General features: G+C 60.1%; 15 protein-coding genes. 11 read left to right on the forward strand and 4 right to left on the reverse strand.

From position 1 onward, the window contains the following. Window positions 1–7: 7 nt before the first annotated feature. A complete protein-coding gene (locus WKI89_RS00990; protein ID WP_337867347.1) occupies window positions 8–784 on the forward strand; it encodes a sulfite exporter TauE/SafE family protein in 777 nt (258 codons plus the stop codon). A gap of 983 nt (window positions 785–1,767) precedes the next feature. On the opposite strand, the gene WKI89_RS00995 is transcribed toward WKI89_RS00990, so the two are convergent. Both WKI89_RS00995 and WKI89_RS01000 read right to left on the reverse strand, forming a co-directional pair. Continuing rightward, window positions 1,768–2,388 carry an ArsR family transcriptional regulator gene (locus WKI89_RS00995; protein ID WP_337867348.1) on the reverse strand — a complete coding sequence of 207 codons (621 nt, stop codon included), beginning with the start codon at window positions 2,386–2,388 and terminating at the stop codon, window positions 1,768–1,770. Window positions 2,389–2,396: 8 nt separating this feature from the next. Further along, a complete protein-coding gene (locus tag WKI89_RS01000) occupies window positions 2,397–3,446 on the reverse strand; it encodes an Mrp/NBP35 family ATP-binding protein (RefSeq protein WP_337867349.1) in 1,050 nt (349 codons plus the stop codon). A 198-nt stretch (window positions 3,447–3,644) separates the two neighbouring features. Here WKI89_RS01000 and WKI89_RS01005 point away from each other — a divergent pair, with 198 nt between their 5' ends. The 9 genes from WKI89_RS01005 (at window position 3,645) to WKI89_RS01045 (ending at window position 14,258) form a co-directional block, all read left to right on the forward strand. Then, entirely contained in the window at window positions 3,645–4,082 is a 438-nt protein-coding gene (locus WKI89_RS01005) for an ester cyclase (RefSeq protein ID WP_337867350.1), read from the forward strand. After that, window positions 4,075–4,545, forward strand: coding sequence for a Rieske 2Fe-2S domain-containing protein (locus WKI89_RS01010; RefSeq protein ID WP_337867351.1), 471 nt, complete (start codon window positions 4,075–4,077; stop codon window positions 4,543–4,545). Before WKI89_RS01005 ends, WKI89_RS01010 begins: the two co-directional genes overlap by 8 nt. 117 nt (window positions 4,546–4,662) lie before the next feature. Continuing rightward, complete coding sequence (locus WKI89_RS01015; protein ID WP_337867352.1) at window positions 4,663–5,310, forward strand: ferritin-like domain-containing protein; 648 nt, start codon at window positions 4,663–4,665, stop codon at window positions 5,308–5,310. Window positions 5,311–5,382: 72 nt separating this feature from the next. Further along, the gene (locus WKI89_RS01020; protein ID WP_337867353.1) at window positions 5,383–5,874 is read left to right on the forward strand and encodes a CHRD domain-containing protein; all 492 of its coding nucleotides are present in this window, start codon (window positions 5,383–5,385) and stop codon (window positions 5,872–5,874) included. Between the two features lie 82 nt (window positions 5,875–5,956). Continuing rightward, window positions 5,957–6,634, forward strand: a complete 678-nt coding sequence (locus tag WKI89_RS01025; RefSeq protein ID WP_337867354.1) for a GGDEF domain-containing protein — start codon at window positions 5,957–5,959, stop codon at window positions 6,632–6,634. 18 nt (window positions 6,635–6,652) lie between these two features. Beyond that, window positions 6,653–6,799: a hypothetical protein gene (locus tag WKI89_RS01030; RefSeq protein ID WP_337867355.1), complete on the forward strand. Its 147-nt coding sequence runs from the start codon at window positions 6,653–6,655 to the stop codon at window positions 6,797–6,799. A 604-nt stretch (window positions 6,800–7,403) separates the two neighbouring features. Then, window positions 7,404–10,397, forward strand: a complete 2,994-nt coding sequence (locus WKI89_RS01035; RefSeq protein ID WP_337867356.1) for a tetratricopeptide repeat protein — start codon at window positions 7,404–7,406, stop codon at window positions 10,395–10,397. 446 nt (window positions 10,398–10,843) lie between these two features. Further along, window positions 10,844–11,659, forward strand: coding sequence for a hypothetical protein (locus tag WKI89_RS01040; protein WP_337867357.1), 816 nt, complete (start codon window positions 10,844–10,846; stop codon window positions 11,657–11,659). Continuing rightward, on the forward strand, window positions 11,652–14,258 hold the full coding sequence (locus WKI89_RS01045; protein WP_337867358.1) for a valine--tRNA ligase: 2,607 nt from the start codon (window positions 11,652–11,654) through the stop codon (window positions 14,256–14,258). Before WKI89_RS01040 ends, WKI89_RS01045 begins: the two co-directional genes overlap by 8 nt. Before the next feature lie 239 nt (window positions 14,259–14,497). On the opposite strand, the gene WKI89_RS01050 is transcribed toward WKI89_RS01045, so the two are convergent. Next, a complete protein-coding gene (locus WKI89_RS01050; RefSeq protein WP_337867359.1) occupies window positions 14,498–15,064 on the reverse strand; it encodes a hypothetical protein in 567 nt (188 codons plus the stop codon). 169 nt (window positions 15,065–15,233) lie between these two features. On the opposite strand from WKI89_RS01050, the gene WKI89_RS01055 reads away from it, so the two are divergent. Further along, window positions 15,234–15,902 carry a hypothetical protein gene (locus WKI89_RS01055; RefSeq protein ID WP_337867360.1) on the forward strand — a complete coding sequence of 223 codons (669 nt, stop codon included), beginning with the start codon at window positions 15,234–15,236 and terminating at the stop codon, window positions 15,900–15,902. Between the two features lie 49 nt (window positions 15,903–15,951). Here WKI89_RS01055 and WKI89_RS01060 read toward each other — a convergent pair whose 3' ends face one another. Then, the gene (locus WKI89_RS01060; protein ID WP_337867361.1) at window positions 15,952–17,913 is read right to left on the reverse strand and encodes a DHH family phosphoesterase; all 1,962 of its coding nucleotides are present in this window, start codon (window positions 17,911–17,913) and stop codon (window positions 15,952–15,954) included. Between the last annotated feature and the right edge of the window lie 39 nt (window positions 17,914–17,952).

The following is a 17,952-nucleotide window of genomic DNA, read 5'->3' on the forward strand; positions in this document are numbered from 1 at the left end:
GGAGGCTGTGAATCCTTCCAGCTTGTGGATCGGCTTGGTGGCAGGGGCCTTTGGGGGTTTGGTGGGCTTGGGTGGGGGCATCGTGGCAATGCCCCTGATGGTGGCCTTCCTGAAACTCACCCAGCATAAAGCCGTGGCAACCAGTCTGGTAATGGTGGTCTTTACCGGACTGGCGGGTGCCCTAACCTACGCGACCCAGGGTACGGTGGACTGGGTAGCAGCCATGCTGATCTTCCCTACCGCCATGATCACCGCCCACTTTGGGGCCCGCTTCGCCAATCGGTTGCCCGAATGGAAGCTCAAACGGGTGTTTGGCTGGTATCTAATTTTTGTGGCCCTCTCGCTTCTCTTGAAGCCCTACATCCCTCACGTGGAGGAGCCGTTGCAGGGTTGGGTGCGGGTGTTGCCCTTGCTCTTCACCGGCGCGGTGGCTGGCTTTGCATCGGGCCTCTTAGGCGTGGGAGGGGGAACCATTACCGTGCCGATTATGGTTCTATTGGTTGGGCTGGAACAGCACACCGCCCAGGGTACCTCTTTGCTGGCCATGATTCCTTCGGCGCTGGTGGGGTCTTATGCGCACTACCGCCACGGCAATCTGGCGCAGGAGTTTGTGCCGGGGCTGGTGGTGGGCATCTTGGTAGGAGCCTTTGCGGGAGGTCTGGTGGCCAATCAACTGCCCGAATTCTGGTTGCGGATGGTGTTTGCGGTGGTATTGATCTGGACAGCCACGCGTTATGTGAGCGCGAGACCCAAGTCTCAGGTTGAGCAATCGCTCACCGATTGAGCCTGGGCGGTGACTGCAAATCAGGGTGCAGTACCGCTCTATCACGGTTCCCTCTATTTTTGCCGCCAGGATCAGTGGAAAAAATAGAGTTCAGCACAGTTTTTTGACTTTTGATACCAGATTCGGTTCGTTCATTGCCGAATGGTGACGAACGAACCCGACCGAAGTTATCGGTGTAGCGGAGGGCAATACCGCCCCTTGGAAGTTATCCGCGTAGCGGAGGGCGATACCGCCCCTTGGAAGGGATACGCTGGTTTCGCCGAGCGCAGCGAGGGGTGTACTCTGCTTCGACAAGACCTCGGCGTGAGACCTCGGGATGAGCTCGGTCGAACGCTCAGCAACCGTGCTTCGACCAGCTCAGCAACCATAGGATTCAAAAAGATAGCCTCAGGGGTTTTTGTTTGAAAATTATCTTTTTGAATCCGGTATGAGGATGGCTGGGTTCTTTCCAAGAACCCTTTAGGTAGTTCCCCGAGGTGAAGCGGTTCGCAGCTATCTAGTTTCGGCTTATCAATACAAACCGATCCATGTGTTTCCGTAGCAGCATTGTGCAAAATAGATACCAAATCTCCTGATCCGCTCTCGGGACAGACCTCCCGCCGTCGGAGGCGGCAGCATACCCCAGGAGGCGGGGTCGGTGTAGAAACCGCAATAAATGTAACGGCTCGTAGCCACGTAACGGTTACTTGTGCATAAAAGGGAAAAGCAAGCTGCTAGACATATCACAAGGAGGAACTAGATGAAAAAGCTTGCGATTCTGATTCTTTTGGTAGCCGCTCTTGGTGGGGCTCTTGCTTCCCGTGGGTCTGTCAACGAACCTGTAGGCTTGCCCGCACCCGAAAGCCCAGCTCCCGGAACCATGGGTTTCAATTCATGGACTGGCTAGCACAACCCTAGCACCAGAATTACTAGCCAAAAGCCTCCTGTTGACCGGGAGGCTTTCACTTGGGATGAGATCATCAAGGGTTTCGGTTTTTGAGGCTCTAACTTTGAAGACCGGTTGCCTCAATACGATAGCGACAGCAGTCGCCTCCTGCGGCAATGCGCTCCTCGCGAACCACCGGAACGCCCAGAAGTTTTTGGTACATCTCGAGTTCAGCGGAACAAAACTCACTATGTTCCATCGAAAGGGCCAGTTTGGGACAGCGCCCTTGCTCTAGATACCAGGCTCCATTTTCAAAGTAGAAGCGGGCCTGATAGCCTTGCTCGGTCAGGAATTCAGCCAGGCGGTAGATTTTTTGCTCGAGGCTCAGACCCTCCATATGGGGGGCTAGTTCCTCGAGCAGCTTGTTGTTGCGCCGGGTCAGCACTTCCAGCACCAGCCCAGCCCCAAACAGCTCTTTGAGGTGGGTGAGCACATCGGCGCACATGCGGGCATAGGGGGCTTGTTCGTCTACGGCCTGGTAGACCTGTTTGGGACGGCCCCGACCCTCGTTTTTTTCCAAGCGGGCCCGTACCAGCCCCTCGCGCTCGAGGTCTTCTAAGTGCCGGTGCACTGCTACCTTGGAAATGCCCAGCGACTCGGCCAGCGAACCGGCACAACTGGACTTGGAGCGCAGGGTCTCGAGGATGCGCAACTTGGTCTCACCCATTCCCAAGGCCATAACACCCCCTAGGCCATCGGCAGCAGCAGGTAGGACTGCACCGACAACTGACCCGCCAAATTGCGTGCCGCCTGACGGAAGGCTTCGGCTTCGGACGACTGTGGCACGCCCACCAGCACTGGCACGCCGCTATCCCCACCCTCACGCACCGAAAGTGCAATGGGAATCTCGCCAAGGAAGGTAGTCTTGTACTGCTCGGCCATCTTGCGGCCTCCACCCTGTCCAAAGATGTAGGTCTTCTGGCCGCCTTGCTCAAAATAGGACATGTTTTCGATCACACCCAGAATATTCACCTGCACCCGCTTAAACATGTCTACTGCTCGCTCAGCATCAATCCGGGCCACATCCTGGGGGGTGGTCACAATCACCCCCCCCGAAAGCCGTGTGAGCTGGGACAAGGAAAGCTGTACATCCCCGGTGCCGGGGGGCAGGTCAATAATCAGATAGTCGAGATCACCCCAGGCCACTTCATGGAGGAATTGCTTGATGGTGCCATGCAAAATAGGACCGCGCCAGACCATGGCCTGGCCTGGTGGAACAATATTGGCGATGCTGATGAGTTTGATACCGTAGCGCTCTAAAGGAACCATCCGCTTCTGCTCGTCCACCATGAGCTTGCTGCCCTGGGTGCCAAACATCTGGGCCTGGCTGGGGCCATAGATATCGGCATCCAGCAAGCCCACGCGGGCTCCGTCCTGGGCTAAGGCAATGGCCAGGTTGGCCGCAACCGTACTCTTGCCCACCCCCCCTTTTCCCGAGGCTATAGCCACAAGGTGCTTGACCCCAGGCAAGGGCAGATTCTGTGGGGCCCGAACCTGTGCTCCAAAGTGCACTTCAATCTCGGCAGCACCCACCTTGCTGATGGCCGAACGCACATCGCCCTCGATCTGCCCCTTGAGCGGGCAAGCCGGGGTGGTTAGGTTGATTTTGACCGCGACCCTATCCCCTTCTACCACAATTCGCTCCACCATCCCCAGCGACACCAAATCCTTGTGCAACTCGGGGTCGTTGACCGTTTTCAGCGCTTCCAATACCTGGGCTTCGGTAAGCACACTCATCTCGTATTCAGATTATGCCCGGAAAGGCTCTGATGAACGGGGTTAGGGTCACATTACCGGATACCAAAAACACAATTTGTCAATCCACCCAGTGGTGGATGGGGTCTGCACTCGGCCCTCTGCTCTAGACTGCCCTGTTACCTTTGACGTTTTTTTTACGCCTGTTTTTGCACACTGGCGCACAGGAGGTTGAGGTGTGTGTCAGAGGTCAACAAAAGCATTGTGCGGCGTTTTGTGGATGAGGTGGTTAACCGTGGCGACCTGGGAGCGGTGGACGAACTATTATCCCCCAACTACCTTGACCACGACGCCCTGATTCCAGGTTTGCCAGGTGGACGCGAAGGAGCCAAGCGTTTGTATGCGCTACTTCACGCAGGCTTTCCCGACCTCGAGGTCACCATCGAGGATTTTGTGGCCGAGGGAGACCGAGTGGCACTGCGCAGCTTGTGGCGCGGCACCCACCGAGGAGAGTTTGGGGGTATGGCTCCCACCGGGCGCACCGTAGCTTTTGAAAACCTCGAGCTGTTGCGGTTGCAGAAAGGTCAGATTGTGGAGCACTGGAGCATTGTGGACAATCGCAACCTCCTGCAGCAACTACAACAAGCCCCCCAAAACAAAGGAGAAGGCCATGAGTGAAAACATAAATCGGCGGAAAACGTTACAGGTGATCGCGGCCCATTCGGTTGGGCTGGCTGTGGTCGGGCAAGCGCCAGCCCTGGCCCAAGCAAAACCCACTCCAGTGCGGATCGCCGCCCTCCAGGGTGTGCTGGCGAAAGAATGGGACACCCTGGAATACACCTTTGAGGGCGCAGCCGCCCTGCTGTTGCGGGTTCCCAAGCCTGCCGAGGGCGACCGGCGTGCCCTGCTGGTACGGCGTGGCAACGAAACGCTCTATCTGGTCTCTTACCTGCTGGTCTGTACCCACCAGGGCTGCAAACCGGCCCTGCCCAACCCTGAGCGCAATTTGGTGTGTCCCTGCCACGGCAGCACCTACAAAGCCGCCGACGGCTCGGTGGTGCGTGGCCCTGCCCGGCAGATGCTGGAAGGCATCCGGCTGGAAGTCCGCAACGGCGCCATCTTTGCGGTGGGTCTCCTTTGAAGTCCAGGGTTTGGAGTTGGGAACTTCACACACCCTTTGGCGCTGGTTCCCAAACGCCTGACCCTCGACCCAGTTAGCCCTCGACCCCAAGCCCTCTTGTCCCAAAAGGAGAAAATCATGTTCAACTTCGATCTGCTGGAAAACGACCAAAAAGCCAACCGCCGTCAGTTCGTCAAGGTCTTGACCGCCGGAGGGGTGAGCGCTGCCCTGGCCACCCAGCTCGGGCAGTTTGCCCTAGCGCAGTCTAGCAATGTCAGCGATCTGGACATCTTGAACCTGGCCCTCACCGCCGAGTACCTCGCGACCGACGTGTACACCCGGGCCCTCACGGTTCCCTTCCCCCAGGGCATCAAGGACTACATGGAAGAAGCCCTCAAGCAAGAAGAAGCCCACGTCAAGGCCCTTACCGACACCATCCGGGGCCCTTTCAATGCCATGCCGGTGGCCCGTCCGCAGTTCACCTATGGCAGTCTGGAGTTCAACCGGGCCAACCAGATGAAGGTACTGGAGACCATGATCGCCCTCGAGACGGCCTTCACCGGGGCCTACCTGGGGGCCATCCCGCTGATTCAGAACAAAGCCGTACTATCGGCGGCAGCGGCTATTGCTATGAACGAAGAGGCCCATCTGACCGTCTTGCGTGATGGGCTGATCGGCCTGGGCGGTAAGGTGGAAGGCCCTCAAGTACCCAATGGACGCCCCCTGGGGGTAGCCATCACCCCCCAACAAGCCACCGCTGCAGTGAGCAGCTTCATCCGGAAGTAAAGCGGTTTGAACCCTACCTCGCCGGTGTCTTGCCACTGGCGGGGATGGGGGCATCCGAACAAGGAGGATGTTATGAAACGCCGAAGTGTGATTCGCGGGTTGGGGTTCGCTGGTCTCGGTTTGATGGGCATGGGTCAGGCCCAAAGCACCACTGGTCTTGCCATCGTGCTCAGCGGAAACGAAATTGTTCCCACCATGGTAGAAACCCCTGCCTTGGCGGTGGTGCGGCTCGAGACCGATGGACGGGTGATATCCCTCCGAGGAGCGGTGGCCAATCTGGCTGGGGCTTTCCGCGACTATACCCGCGACCCGGTGGACGACCCCGCCCTCAACGCCCGCCTGACCAGTGCCATCCACCTCCACCGTGGTGCCAAAGGTCAAAATGGCCCCCTGCTCCAAGCCCTCAAAGCGGTATACAGCTCCGACGGACGTAGCGCTACTTTTGTAGATCGCCTCGAGCTTTCCCCCGAAGACCAGGCCCGCCTGCGTCAGGGCGAACTCTATTTCGATATCCACACCGCTGCATTCCGCGCCGGGGAGATACGCGGGCAAATTCTGCTCTAGCCCCCTCCACCGTATCGCAATAGGCTTTGGTGATGGTCAAATCGCACAAGCAGTAGGTCGGAAGCTGCATATAATCCGCGACATGAGCGCTGAGAAACTTCGCGACGAAGATTTGAAACTGGTGCAACTGCTCGAGCAGATGCAGAGCCAGATTGTGCACTCCAGCAGTAACCTCGAGTCCCTCAAGATGGCCCTCGAGTCGGCCCAGCGCCTGGTGGAAGAACGCAACCAAAATCTACTCAATGCCCGCAGCCCCCTGCTCGAGGGCTACGGAGCCGAAGACGACGACGAACTCACCGGACTGCCCAGTAAAGCGGCTTTTGAGAAAGCCCTCGAGCGGGTTTTTGCCAGCGGCGAAGTCTTTAGCGTTGTGACCTTCGACCTCGATGGCTTCCAGGCGATCAACGAGCGCTTTGGCAGTGGGGTTGGCGATGAGGTGCTGCGCCGGATCGGTCAGTTGGTTCGCAAAGCCCTCCGCGCCTCTGATGTGCCCGGGAGAACCGGCGGTGAGGAGTTTGCCCTGATACTGCGCGGCATCACCGGCGACCGGGCCTTTGGGGTCTGCGAGCGGTTGCGGGTAGCCGTGCTCAAATACCCCTGGAACCATCTGCACCCCGAACTCAAGGTCACCATCAGCCTGGGCTTTGCAGGCCGCGACGGCGAGCCTTCGGCCCAGGAAGTGCTCGCCCGTGCAGACCGCTTTCAAGCCGAAGCCAAAAGCTCAGGCCGCAATCAAACCTTCCCCGGACTTTACTACTAAAGCAAGGAGTGATTCGCCATGACCAGCCACGCCCATAACCCTCTCAAAAACCTCTTAAGTCACAACGAAAGCAAAGGTACATCGTCGCTGCGCTATACCATTTCGGTTTTTTCGGCGTTGTTGTTTCTAGGCTGGTTGATTCTGGAATTGGCCCTGGGCCAGTAGAAACCTCGAGGGTTTACGGGGCGGGTCATGCCCGCCCTTTTATCGCAACTGCAAACCACCATCAAGTTAGCCGCGAAAGGCACGCCATTGTGGGAAGCCTGGTAGCGATAGAGCTGCTAGGATGCGCGGCAGGCAAAGATGCTTACGCAATTCCGGAATAGCCGGAACCTACCGGCAAAGTTGCTCGCGCGATCCTGATATAAAGCACCAGCCAGGCCAAAACCTAGCGGCGAAACGCACGACAGGAGACGTGTTTATCGTCGCTTATGCACAGCGTTGATATGATTACAGTCCTGGGGGGATTTACAGCACTCTTCACAACTATTGAGCCACACACAACTTGATGGCTTTGTCCTGCACAACACAGTGGCCTCCCGGATGGGAGGCAACGTCTGTGAAGAGTGCGATAGTAGAGATTGCGATAGAATACGGGGTAAAGTTATTGCGGCTCACTCTATTTTTTGCCGCTGATCCTAGCGGCTAAAAACGAGTTCCGCACAGTTTTTGACTTTAGGGGATTGCTGGGTTCTTTCCGAGAAACGCTCTGGGTTGTTGAGAAAAAGCTTATCCACCGAGAAAATCACACGAATGGCCTGTCCGAATCATGGAGCAACCGACGCTCAAACTTTTGCTGCTGGGGCCGCCGAGTTTGGAGCAGGGGGGTCAGTTGGTTCACCTGGCCACCCGCAAGGCGTTGGGCTTGTTGGCTTATGTGGCAGTGGAGCGTTCGGGAGCCAGCCGCAGCCAACTGGTTCACCTGCTCTGGCCGGAAAACGCCGAAGAACAGGCCAGGGCCAGCTTACGGCAGGAACTTTCTCGGCTGGGACAATCGTTAGGCAAAACCCTGCAAAAGCCCCATCAGCAGCTACTGCGGCTTGACCCAGCAGGCATTCAAGTGGATTTGTGGGACTTCTGGGATGCCATTCGTACAGGGCAGCATCGCCAAGCGCTGGAACTGTATCGAGGCTCGTTTTTGCAGGGTTTGCAGTTGCGTGAGACCGCTGCCTTTGAAAGCTGGCAAGAACAGATTCGACGAGAAACCCACCAACAGTACCTGCAATGCCTACTGACCCTGGCAATCGCCGAGGAGCAGACCGGCCATCTGACCGAAGCACTGGCGCTCTTGCGGCAGGCTATCGCTGCCGATCCACTGGCAGAGCACCCCTATCTAGAAGCCATGCGTCTTTCCGAACAACTGGGTGACCGTGCAGGGGCTTTGCGGCTGTTTCAGAACCTCGAGCAAACCTTGGCCAAGGAGCTGGGGCTCAAACCCAGCCCGGAAGCCCAAGCTCTGGTCAGGAGCCTGGGTCAGACCCCTTCCAGACCGCGCTTGCCTACCCCGCCCACCCCCCTGATTGGGCGCGATACAGAGCAGGCCGAGGTATTGCAACTACTGGGGCGTGCCGATTGTCGGCTGCTCAATCTGGTAGGGCCAGGAGGGGTGGGCAAGACCCGGCTGGCCCTGGCCGTAGCCGAACAGTTGGCAAGCCAGGATTCCACTTCTGTGGTCTATTGGGTCGCCCTCCAGGGTCGCCCACTCCTCTTTAGCATCGCCGAAGGGCTAGGCCTGCCCCTGATGGGCCAAGGCGATCTGCGGGCAGCGGTGTTGCACCGCTTGCACGAACAGCCCATCCGCTTGTTTTTGGACGAAGCTGAAGGGCTTGCTACGCCCGCCGAACTCGAGCACCTGCTGCGCGAAAGCCCCTCTACCCAGTGGGTGCTGACCTCGAGGGAGCGCTTTCGTCTGCGGAGTGAATGGGTCTACGAGGTCAAGGGACTCGATTACCCAGAGGAAGACCGCCTGATCCAGCGCAGCCGAGCCGCCGAACTGTTCCGCCGTAGTGCCGAACGGGTGGTGTCCCATTTTAGCCCCACCGCCGAAGACTGGGGCTCCATCGCCCGGATTTGCCGCCTGTTATCGGGCTTGCCCCTGGGATTGGAACTGGCTGCGGCCCTCACGCGGGTGATGTCCTGCCGCGAGATCGCCGACCGTCTGGAGCAAGACTTGGGGCTACTGGAGGATACCCTGGCCAACCTACCCACTCGTCATACCAGTCTGCGCACTGTGCTACAGAGCAGCCTGGCCCAGCTCACTCCAGCCGAGCAGCAAACCCTACAAGCACTCGCGGCCTTCGAGGGCAGCTTCAGCCTTCAGGCTGCCCATGCGATTGCAAACGCTGCCCTGCCTACCCTGACCACCCTGCTTGACCGAGCCTTATTGCAAAAACAACCCGAGGGCTACCGCATCCTCACCGTGATCCGCCAGCACCTGCTGCCCCACATCCCCCAGGCCACCCACCTGGCCCACGCCCACTACCATGCCGAACTGCTCAAAGCCCACGAGCAAGGGCTGCGCGGTGGCAACCAGGGAGAGACCCTGCCGATGTTGACCCAGCAGTACCCCGACCTCAAGGCCGCGTGGAACTACCTACTCCTACACGGCCACGAGGAGTTGGCCCTCCAGATGATAGATGGCCTGTTTTTGCTCTTCGAGCTGCGCGGCTGGTTTGCTGAAGGCGAGACCCTGATGGCCCAGGCGACCCTTTCACCCCACCGCGCCCTGCAAAGTCTGGCGCTGGGCCGTCAGGGGCGCTTGATGCACCGCTTGGGCGACAGTGCCGGTGCCCAGAAGGCCATCGAACAAAGCCTGCACCTGGGCCAGGGGGTGATAGACGAGTACGAGACCGCTTTTGCCCTCAACAACCTGGGCTTGGCCGCGATGGGACTGGGCCAGCCCCAAAAAGCCAAGCAACTCTTCAGCCAAAGCCTAGACATGCGCCGCCGCCAGCAGCGGCCCTGGGGCCTGGGCAACGCCCTGTACAACCTGGGAAACCTGGCTGTTCTCCAAGGCGATTTCCAGCTAGCCCAGCGCTACTTACAAGAAGCCCTGGAAACCTACCGGGGCCTCTCCGACCTGCGCGGTCTCAGCCTGGCCCTGACTGGGCTGGGCCAGGCCTGGACGGCTTTGGGCCAGTACGGTGTGGCGCGGGAAATGTTCCGCCAGAGCCTCTCGTTTGGCAGCCAACTGGGCGATCGCTTTGCCGAGTCGAACGCCCTCTTGGGGCTGGGCACGGTGGCGGGCATCGAATACAAAAACGAGGAATGCCGCGAACACTTGCAGGCCAGCCTCGAGGCCGCTCAACAAACCGGCGATGCGATTACCGTTGCCAAAGCCCTGCTGGGGCTGGGCCGCTTGACCATGCGCGACGCAGCGTACGAACGGGCTCTCAAACTCCAGCGCCAGGCCTTGGAACGCTTCGTCCAAAGCCACTATCCCTGGGGCGAAGCCCTGGCGTACAACCACCTGGGCCGCACCTTCTTTGCCCTAGGCGAGATGGCGGAGGGCAAGGCCTACTACCGACTGGCTTTGGAGCAAGCTTTACACTTGGGGGCCACTCCCCTGGCCCTGCGGGCTATGGCTGGCCTCACCCCGCAATTGCGGCCCTCTTTGGCCCAGGAAGTCTGGCGCTTGGTAGCCAACCACCCGGGCGCCGACGCCTGGGTACGCGAGGAAATCCGGCGACACGCCCACAGGCCGCTCCCGCCCACCCGTGTGCCGCTGGAAGAAATCGTCCAGCGCGTTCTCCAAGCGCTTTGAGTGAGCCTGTTGTATACTGGCCTCAGGCGTTGACCGGGAGGAGTAGGTTTTCCCTAGGCTCCCCAGAGAGGATCGCTCATAGGCTGGAAAGCGGTCTGGAGAACGAAAACCGAACGTCGCCCGCGAGCCCGCAGGAAGAACAGCCGATTGGCCCAGTAGAGCCTGCCGGGGGGTGCCCGTTATAGCACTTCCGAGTGCCTGAAGTCCCTACTGGCGCTTCAGGAAGCGCGGTGGTACCACGGGGTTTTCCTCGTCCGTGCAGCAAAGCCTGCAGGGGCTTTTTTATTTATAGGTCGAGGTGAGTATGAGGGAGCCGCAGACAGGCCATGAGCCAGAAGTCCATGATCGAGGTGGGCTGGGTGTGGGTTCCATCCTGGCGGCTGCAAGAAACCAATGGCCTGCCCTTTCTGTTCCAGTCGCTTTGAGGGTTTTAGAAAGGAGCTTTCATGAACAGCCTTCCTAAAGAATGGCAGCTCGAGCCCCACTATGAACCCGGCCTCCACTGGTTCAGCCGGGAGCCCCGGCCCATTGAGCTATTTGGAGAGGAAATTCCGGCCAAAGAGTCGGAGGAGTATCCCGGCTGGTACTTTCTCCAGCGCGGCGACCCCATGCGAATTGCGGATAGCCTCGAGGAGGCCCTGGCCGCCCTGAAGTCCCGCCTCAAGCACTGGAAAATGGAAGACTTACTGGGCCGACGTGCGCCCATTGAGGTCAGCGGTAAAGTCCGCAAGCAGATGGTCATCGAGTTGCTCAATACCCCCATCGCCACCCCCCCGCCCGGCTACGACCCCGACCAGGACGCGCCGCTACCCCCCTTGCTTTCGTGCAAATGGGAGCTGGGCGACTACCTGCTGGTCGCCAGCATTGATTACACCCCCTTCCGCCCGGAGTTCAGCACCCGCTTCGGCCAGCCCAACAACCCCATCCAAAGCCTGATGGGCCAGGTCTGCACGCTTAGCACAATAGACCTCGAGCTGCTCGATGAGGACGACCCGGATGACCTGGACGACCTGGATGAAGACGACCTCGAGCCCCTCGACCTTCTGGAGGACGATGAAGACTTTGAAGAAGAGGAGGAAGAGCAGGAGTGGAAGGAAATTGCGGTGGGCACGGTGAGCCTCGAGGGCAACCGCCTGACCGTGGGTTTCTGGAGCCACACCTTCGATGAAAACACTGAAGTGTTCGGGGTGGCCTACGAGGAAGCCAGTTTCGAGGATCAGGAAAAGAGTTATTACCTGTCAACGAGGGGAAGCGATGACTGAACCTAAGGAACTACCCAAAACCTACGACCCCCAGGCAGTGGAGCCCCACTGGGCCCTGGAATGGGCCAAGAACCCCCTCAAGCCCGAACTCAACGCCCACAAGGGCAAAGGCCCCTTCACCATCGTGATCCCACCCCCCAACGTGACCGGCAACCTACACCTGGGCCACGCGCTGGACAACACCATCATTGACACCATCATCCGCTTCAAGCGCATGCAGGGCCACGAGGCCCTGTACCTACCCGGCACCGACCATGCGGGCATCACCACCCAGGTGCTGGTGGAAAAAGAACTGGCCCAGGAGGGGCTATCCCGCCACGATCTAGGCCGGGAGAAGTTCCTGGAGCGGGTCTGGGCTTTCAAGGAGAAAAACGGCGGGGCCATCCTGCACCAGCTCCGGCGCATTGGGGCTTCGTGTGACTGGAGCCGCGAGCGCTTCACCATGGACGAAGGGCTCTCCCGCGCGGTGCGGCGCAGCTTTGTGGAGTACTACCACCAGGGGCTGGCCTACCGGGGTAAGCGCATTGTGAACTGGGATCCGGTGGCCCAGACGGTGGTGAGCGACCTCGAGGTCAACGTCGAGCCCACCCCCGGCAAGCTCTACACCCTGGCCTACCCCCTGGCAGGGGGCGGCGAGATTCAGATTGCCACGGTGCGCCCGGAGACCATCTTTGCCGATGTGGCCATTGCGGTGAACCCTGCCGACGAGCGCTACCGGCACCTTGTCGGCCAGAAGGCCCGCATCCCCCTCACCGAGCGGTATATTCCCATCATTGCCGATGAATCGGTGCTGATGGACTTTGGCACCGGGGCCCTGAAGATTACCCCGGCCCACGACCCCACCGACTTCGAGATCGGCAGCCGGCACCACCTGGAGATGCCCAGCGTAATTGACCTGAAGGGCTGCCTCGCGGGCGAGCTGGCGCCCGAGCCGTTCCGGGGATTGGAGCGCTTTGAGGCCCGCAAGCGGGTGGTGCAGGCGCTGGAAGAGGCCGGGCATCTGCGAGAAGTTCGCGACTACACCATCGCCCTGGGCTACTCCGACCGCACCAAGGCAAAGGTGGAGCCCCTCCTGCTCGAGCAGTGGTTCGTGCGGATGAAGCCGGTGGCCCAAAAGGTGCTGGAAGGCCTGGACAAAGGCGAGATGCGCTTCGTGCCCGAGCGCTGGGAGAAGGTCAACCGCGACTGGCTGGAGAACATCAAGGACTGGGCCATCGCCCGGCAGCTCTGGTGGGGCCATCAGATTCCGGCCTGGTACGACGAGGAGGGTAACATCTACGTGCCCGACCCGGACAACCCCGACCTCGACTGCGACCAGGACCCCCGCTACGCCCACCTCAAGCTGCGGCGCGACGAGGACGTCTTCGACACCTGGTTCTCCTCGGCGCTGTGGCCTTTTTCCACCCTGGGCTGGCCCGAGGCCACCCCCGACCTGAAGAAGCACTACCCCACCGATGTGCTGGTGACGGGCTATGACATCATCTTTTTCTGGGTGGCCCGCATGCAGATGTCGGGCTACCAGTTCACTGGCCGGGCCCCCTTCCACACCATCGTGCTGCACGGGCTGTACCTGGATGCCAAGGGCCAGAAGATGTCCAAAAGCAAGGGCAACGGCATTGACCCCCTCGAGCTCATTGACAAATACGGGGCCGACGCCTGCCGCTTCGCCTGGGACTACCTGGCCACGGGCGGGCAGGACATCCGCCACGACGAGCGGCGCTACGAGCAGGGGCGCAACTTTGCCAACAAGCTCTACAACGCTACGCGCTTCGTGCTGATGAACAAGCAGGCGGGCCTCTCCAGCGCCCCGGCCACCCCCACCCTGGCCGACCGCTGGATGGTTTCGCGCCTGAACCGGGGCATCGCCGAGATTACCGAGGCCTACGAGGCCTTCGACCTGGGCCGGGCCGCCCGGCTGGTCTATGAGCTGGTCTGGAGCGAGTTTTGCGACTGGTACCTGGAGGCCGCCAAGCCGGCTTTGCGCGAGGGCAACCAGACCACCCTGCACACCCTGGAGTCTACCCTGGCGACCCTGCTCAAACTGCTGCACCCCATCATGCCCTTTATCACCTCGGAGCTGTACGAGGCCCTCACCGGCGATACCACCCAGTTGGCCTTGCAGGACTGGCCCCAGGCCGGTGCGCGCGACCTCGAGGCAGAAAAAGCCTTCGAAACCCTGCAGGCCGCCATCACCGCCACCCGCAACCTGCGGGCCGAGCTAGGTATCCCACCTCAACAAGAAATTGCCGTGCAACTGGAAGGAGCTGGGGCCCCCCTGGTGATGGACAACCTGGCGCTGTTCCGCTTCCTAGGCAAAGCCCAGGCCTCTATAGGTAGCCCCGAAAAAGCCATTGCTCAGGTGACTGCTAACACCACCGTCTACCTCAAGCCCGAAGGTGACCTGTCGAGCTTCCTGGAGCGCCAGCGCAAGCGGCTGCTCGAGCTGGAAAAGCAGGTTAAGCAAGGGCAGAAAAAACTTGCCAACCCAGGTTTCGTGGAGCGGGCCGACCCAGCCATCGTGCAGGCCGAGCGGGAGCGGCTGGCCGAGAACCAGGCCCAGCTCGAGCGCATCCGGCAAAACCTGACCCGGCTAGAATAGCCGGTGTACCAGCGATAGAAATCTTGCTCAGGTACGCTGCCTAAGCGAAGGACACTGGACTCCCATCATACGCATTTCGGCAGTATCGTTCACTTCGGCAAGCCTAAACGATACTACCGAAATGCTTTTCTACTCCCTTCGGTCGGCTTGAATCCTTCACCTCTGACTGCGGCGGGCGGTGAAGGATTCAAGCGGAAACGGTATCACACCTGGATTTGAGGTGTTTCAATGATTGTGGTTCATCCCAGCAACGTCAGGTAGAGGTCGGACGTGGGAGGTGGGGCTTCGGTGACTGTATCGGCTTTGCTGAGGTGCACCGTTACAAAGTCAAACTGTTGGTCGGGCGGTGCATTGACGATAGGCTGCTGCTTTGGCATGCGGTAGAGCACCGCCCCAGACAAGGTCTGGAAGGGTTTGAGCACCGCCAGTTGGTCGGACAGACGGGTGTTTTTATGGATGTCTAGATCGCCCACCAGGATGTATCCCTCGAATAACAGGGCCACCCTTTTGCGCTCAAACAGGGCCAGGTTGCCTTTGGGCACCGAGGGACGACCGCCTACCATCCAGCAGATGTCTTCTTTGCTGACTGCCGTAAAGGGGGTATCGGCTTTGAGTTCGCTGGTCTGGGGGGGATGCTCGAGGCCCGCCATATACACCAGGGCCCCGGTTACCGGAATGTGGGTGCGGTTTTCGGTGTTCAGGAGGTCGGCCGTACCCCCCGCCTGTACCAGATAGATGTTGCCATAGATTCGATATTCGCGGGTATAGATCCGGGCTTCAAAAGAGTCTCTGGGCTGGCGGTACATAAGTTAAGGCATAACGCGAATCGTAGCGTTTCACACGTACCCGCTATCGCAGTCTCCCATCATGCGATACGTAACTGTCTCTTGGAAGGAATGCCTCGGTTCCCAGCGAGCACGAAGAACCGCGATAAATGCACACTCTGACCCCAGAGATGGCCTTAGGATGCCGAAGGTGGAACGGGGTTTCAAACTATCACATGGGGGCCGAAAGCGGCTGATTGGTCGCTGGAACGCACTGCTCACATCCCTCGAGATAAATCCGGGTGAGCATTTCTACATGCTGGACGACCTGCTCACCCGCCATACCGAACCTCAGCGGTACTACCACAATCTGGCGCACCTGGACACCCTTCTGGGACTGTTGCCAGCCAAGCCCCACCTGGAGTTTGCGGTGTGGTTCCACGATGCAGTCTACGACCCCACCCGGCCCGACAACGAGGCCCAGAGCGCCCTGCTGGCAGAACAAAGCCTTTTGCGGCTGGGGGTTGAGCCGCAGCTTATAGAGGCGGTGGTGGCAATCATCCTGGCCACACAAAACCACCAGACCCACGATCCCGACACGGCTTTGTTCCTGGATGCCGATCTCTCGATTCTAGGAGCCGACCGCAAAACTTACCAAGCCTACGCCCGGGCCATCCGCCAGGAGTATGCCTGGGTTCCCCAAACGCTTTTTTTGGAGCGGCGTGCGGCGGTGCTGCAAAAGTTTCTGGCTCGAGCGCGCATCTACCAGACCCAAGCCTTCGCTCGACTGGAGCAACCTGCCAGGGAAAACCTGCGGCAGGAGCTCAAGCAGATCGCATCCGCGCAACTCCTGGGCAAAAACCCCGCGCTTCCAGAGTGAGCGTTCCTGAAGTGCTGTCCTATCTCCAGCTTCAACGCTTTCGCAGTAGCTAAACCCCTGCCGGCAGCAGCGCCAAGGCCTGCCAGTAGCGCTTTAAGCTTTCCCCCAACATTCCGGCCAGTCCCAGCCTGTAAGCTACCGCTACCCGCTTACCAAAGGCCTGCACCAGCGCATCGGGGTTTGTTTCCAGGTTGGCCAGGGCTTTCTCCGAGAGGGCAATCTGCACCTTTTCAGGGTAAGCGGGGGCAGCGGGCAGGCTAAACCAGTAGGCAGCTTCTTCCGGCTGCACCACCTGCACACCCCGGCCAATAAACCAATCGGCCCCCTCGCGGTGCACATACACCCTGGCCCCTTCGGCCACGGCCTGGTGCACCGCCTGGCGAAAGGGAACCGGGACGGCCCAGTCCTGCCCCTCAAGCGGTGCGGGCGGGGTTGGGCGATACGCCGCAGCACGTAACTCCACCGTGCGCTCACCATTCCACTCGTTCAAAACCAACCCTGCTGCAAGATCGAGTGGGTCGGGCAGGTTTTCGCCGTTGTCACGCCACTTGATCACTTTGCTTCCGTTCAAGCGGAACGTCAGGTGCTTGCCCTCGCTCAAGAGCCGCACCTGCTCGGGCCTGCCCTGCAAGAAGAACAGCGGCTCGGGGTTGCCCTCACCCAGTGGCTCCAAAAGCTGCAAAGCCCGGTGCAACTCCCCTAAATCTTCCCCATCCAGCCAACCATCCAGCACGATTTCCGGCTCCGGCACCGGAAACTGCGCGGCATACTGCTGAATGGCGGCTGTGAAGGCAGGAATGGCCTCTTCGCGTATGGCGAAACCCGCCGCCTGGGCATGGCCGCCAAAGCGCTTGAGGTGGTTGGCCGCGGAGCGCAGGGCTCCCACTGCGCTGATACCAGGCGTCGAGCGCACCGAGCCTTTCCCATCGGCAATGATAAACACCGGCTTGTAGTAGCGTTCCAGCACCCGGCTAGCCACAATGCCCATCACCCCCGGATGCCCGGCGGCATCGTGGATCACCAGGGCGGGCTGGCTGGCGTCAATGGTGGGCCAGATGCGCTCCAGCATCTCCTCTTCGATGCGCTGTCGCCGCACGTTCAGTTGGGTGAGGTATTCGGCCAGCGGGCGGGCCTGGAGCAAGTCCTGGGTGGTCAGGAGTTGCAGGGCCACCTCGGCCTGGCCCAGACGGGATGCGGCGTTGATACGCGGGGCGATTCGAAAAGCAATCTCGGTAGCACTGAACTCTCTGCAATGCTCGGCCGCCAGTACCTTCAGGCCCAGGTTGGCCGAGTCGCGCAGGCGGCGCAGCCCTTCTTGCACCAGGGCCCGGTTGAAGCCCTGCAAGGGCGCCACATCGGCCACCGTACCGATGGCCGCGAGGTCGGCATACTCCAGGGGTGGGTCTCGACCCAAAAGTTCGTATACTTGCCACAGCAACAAGAAAGCCACCCCCGAACCAGTGGGGTGTGGCTGGCCTTGCAACCCGGGTGAGAGGGCCGGATGCACAATCAGGCCGGGCGGGGTGCTCGTCCCCGGCGAGTGGTGGTCGGTGATCAGTACCGAAACCCCGTTCTCGACCAGCTCTTTTAGCTCGGCATGGTTGGTAATGCCGCAGTCTACGGTGATGAAGAGGTCACAGGCCTCGAGGTGCTCCGGCACCCGATCCATCAGCACGCCATAGCCCTCACCTAGGCGGTGGGGGATGAAGGCATGGATGTCAGCCCCAAGCTGACCCAAACCATTGAGCAAGATGGCCGTGCCGGTAAGACCGTCGGCGTCGTAGTCACCGTGAACCCGGATTCGCTCCCGTTTATCCAGGGCCTCAACAATGCGCAAAGCTGCTGGTTTGAGGCCCTCGATGGGGAGGAGCGTGAGGGGGGGCTCGAGGTCTTCCTTACGCCGAAACCCTCGGTTCCAGAACACCGCAGCCGCCAGGGGCGGGATACCCAACTGCTCTACCAACGGACGCAGTTCGGCGACATGGGGCCATTCTCTAAATTTCCACTTCATCCAAACCTCAACCCTCGCAAACCGAATGCACCCTAGAAT

The sequence above is a fragment of the Meiothermus sp. genome, from assembly GCF_037443965.1.
GTDB lineage: Bacteria > Deinococcota > Deinococci > Deinococcales > Thermaceae > Meiothermus.

What these genes read in the sequence shown, in the direction of transcription:
- WKI89_RS00995 (WP_337867348.1), bottom strand. Translation starts at nt 2,388, where the DNA reads ATGGCCTTGGGAATGGGTGAGACCAAGTTGCGCATCCTCGAGACCCTG.
- WKI89_RS01000 (WP_337867349.1), bottom strand. Translation starts at nt 3,446, where the DNA reads ATGAGTGTGCTTACCGAAGCCCAGGTATTGGAAGCGCTGAAAACGGTC.
- WKI89_RS01010 (WP_337867351.1), top strand. Translation starts at nt 4,075, where the DNA reads ATGAGTGAAAACATAAATCGGCGGAAAACGTTACAGGTGATCGCGGCC.
- WKI89_RS01015 (WP_337867352.1), top strand. Translation starts at nt 4,663, where the DNA reads ATGTTCAACTTCGATCTGCTGGAAAACGACCAAAAAGCCAACCGCCGT.
- WKI89_RS01020 (WP_337867353.1), top strand. Translation starts at nt 5,383, where the DNA reads ATGAAACGCCGAAGTGTGATTCGCGGGTTGGGGTTCGCTGGTCTCGGT.
- WKI89_RS01025 (WP_337867354.1), top strand. Translation starts at nt 5,957, where the DNA reads ATGAGCGCTGAGAAACTTCGCGACGAAGATTTGAAACTGGTGCAACTG.
- WKI89_RS01030 (WP_337867355.1), top strand. Translation starts at nt 6,653, where the DNA reads ATGACCAGCCACGCCCATAACCCTCTCAAAAACCTCTTAAGTCACAAC.
- WKI89_RS01035 (WP_337867356.1), top strand. Translation starts at nt 7,404, where the DNA reads ATGGAGCAACCGACGCTCAAACTTTTGCTGCTGGGGCCGCCGAGTTTG.
- WKI89_RS01040 (WP_337867357.1), top strand. Translation starts at nt 10,844, where the DNA reads ATGAACAGCCTTCCTAAAGAATGGCAGCTCGAGCCCCACTATGAACCC.
- WKI89_RS01045 (WP_337867358.1), top strand. Translation starts at nt 11,652, where the DNA reads ATGACTGAACCTAAGGAACTACCCAAAACCTACGACCCCCAGGCAGTG.
- WKI89_RS01050 (WP_337867359.1), bottom strand. Translation starts at nt 15,064, where the DNA reads ATGTACCGCCAGCCCAGAGACTCTTTTGAAGCCCGGATCTATACCCGC.
- WKI89_RS01060 (WP_337867361.1), bottom strand. Translation starts at nt 17,913, where the DNA reads ATGAAGTGGAAATTTAGAGAATGGCCCCATGTCGCCGAACTGCGTCCG.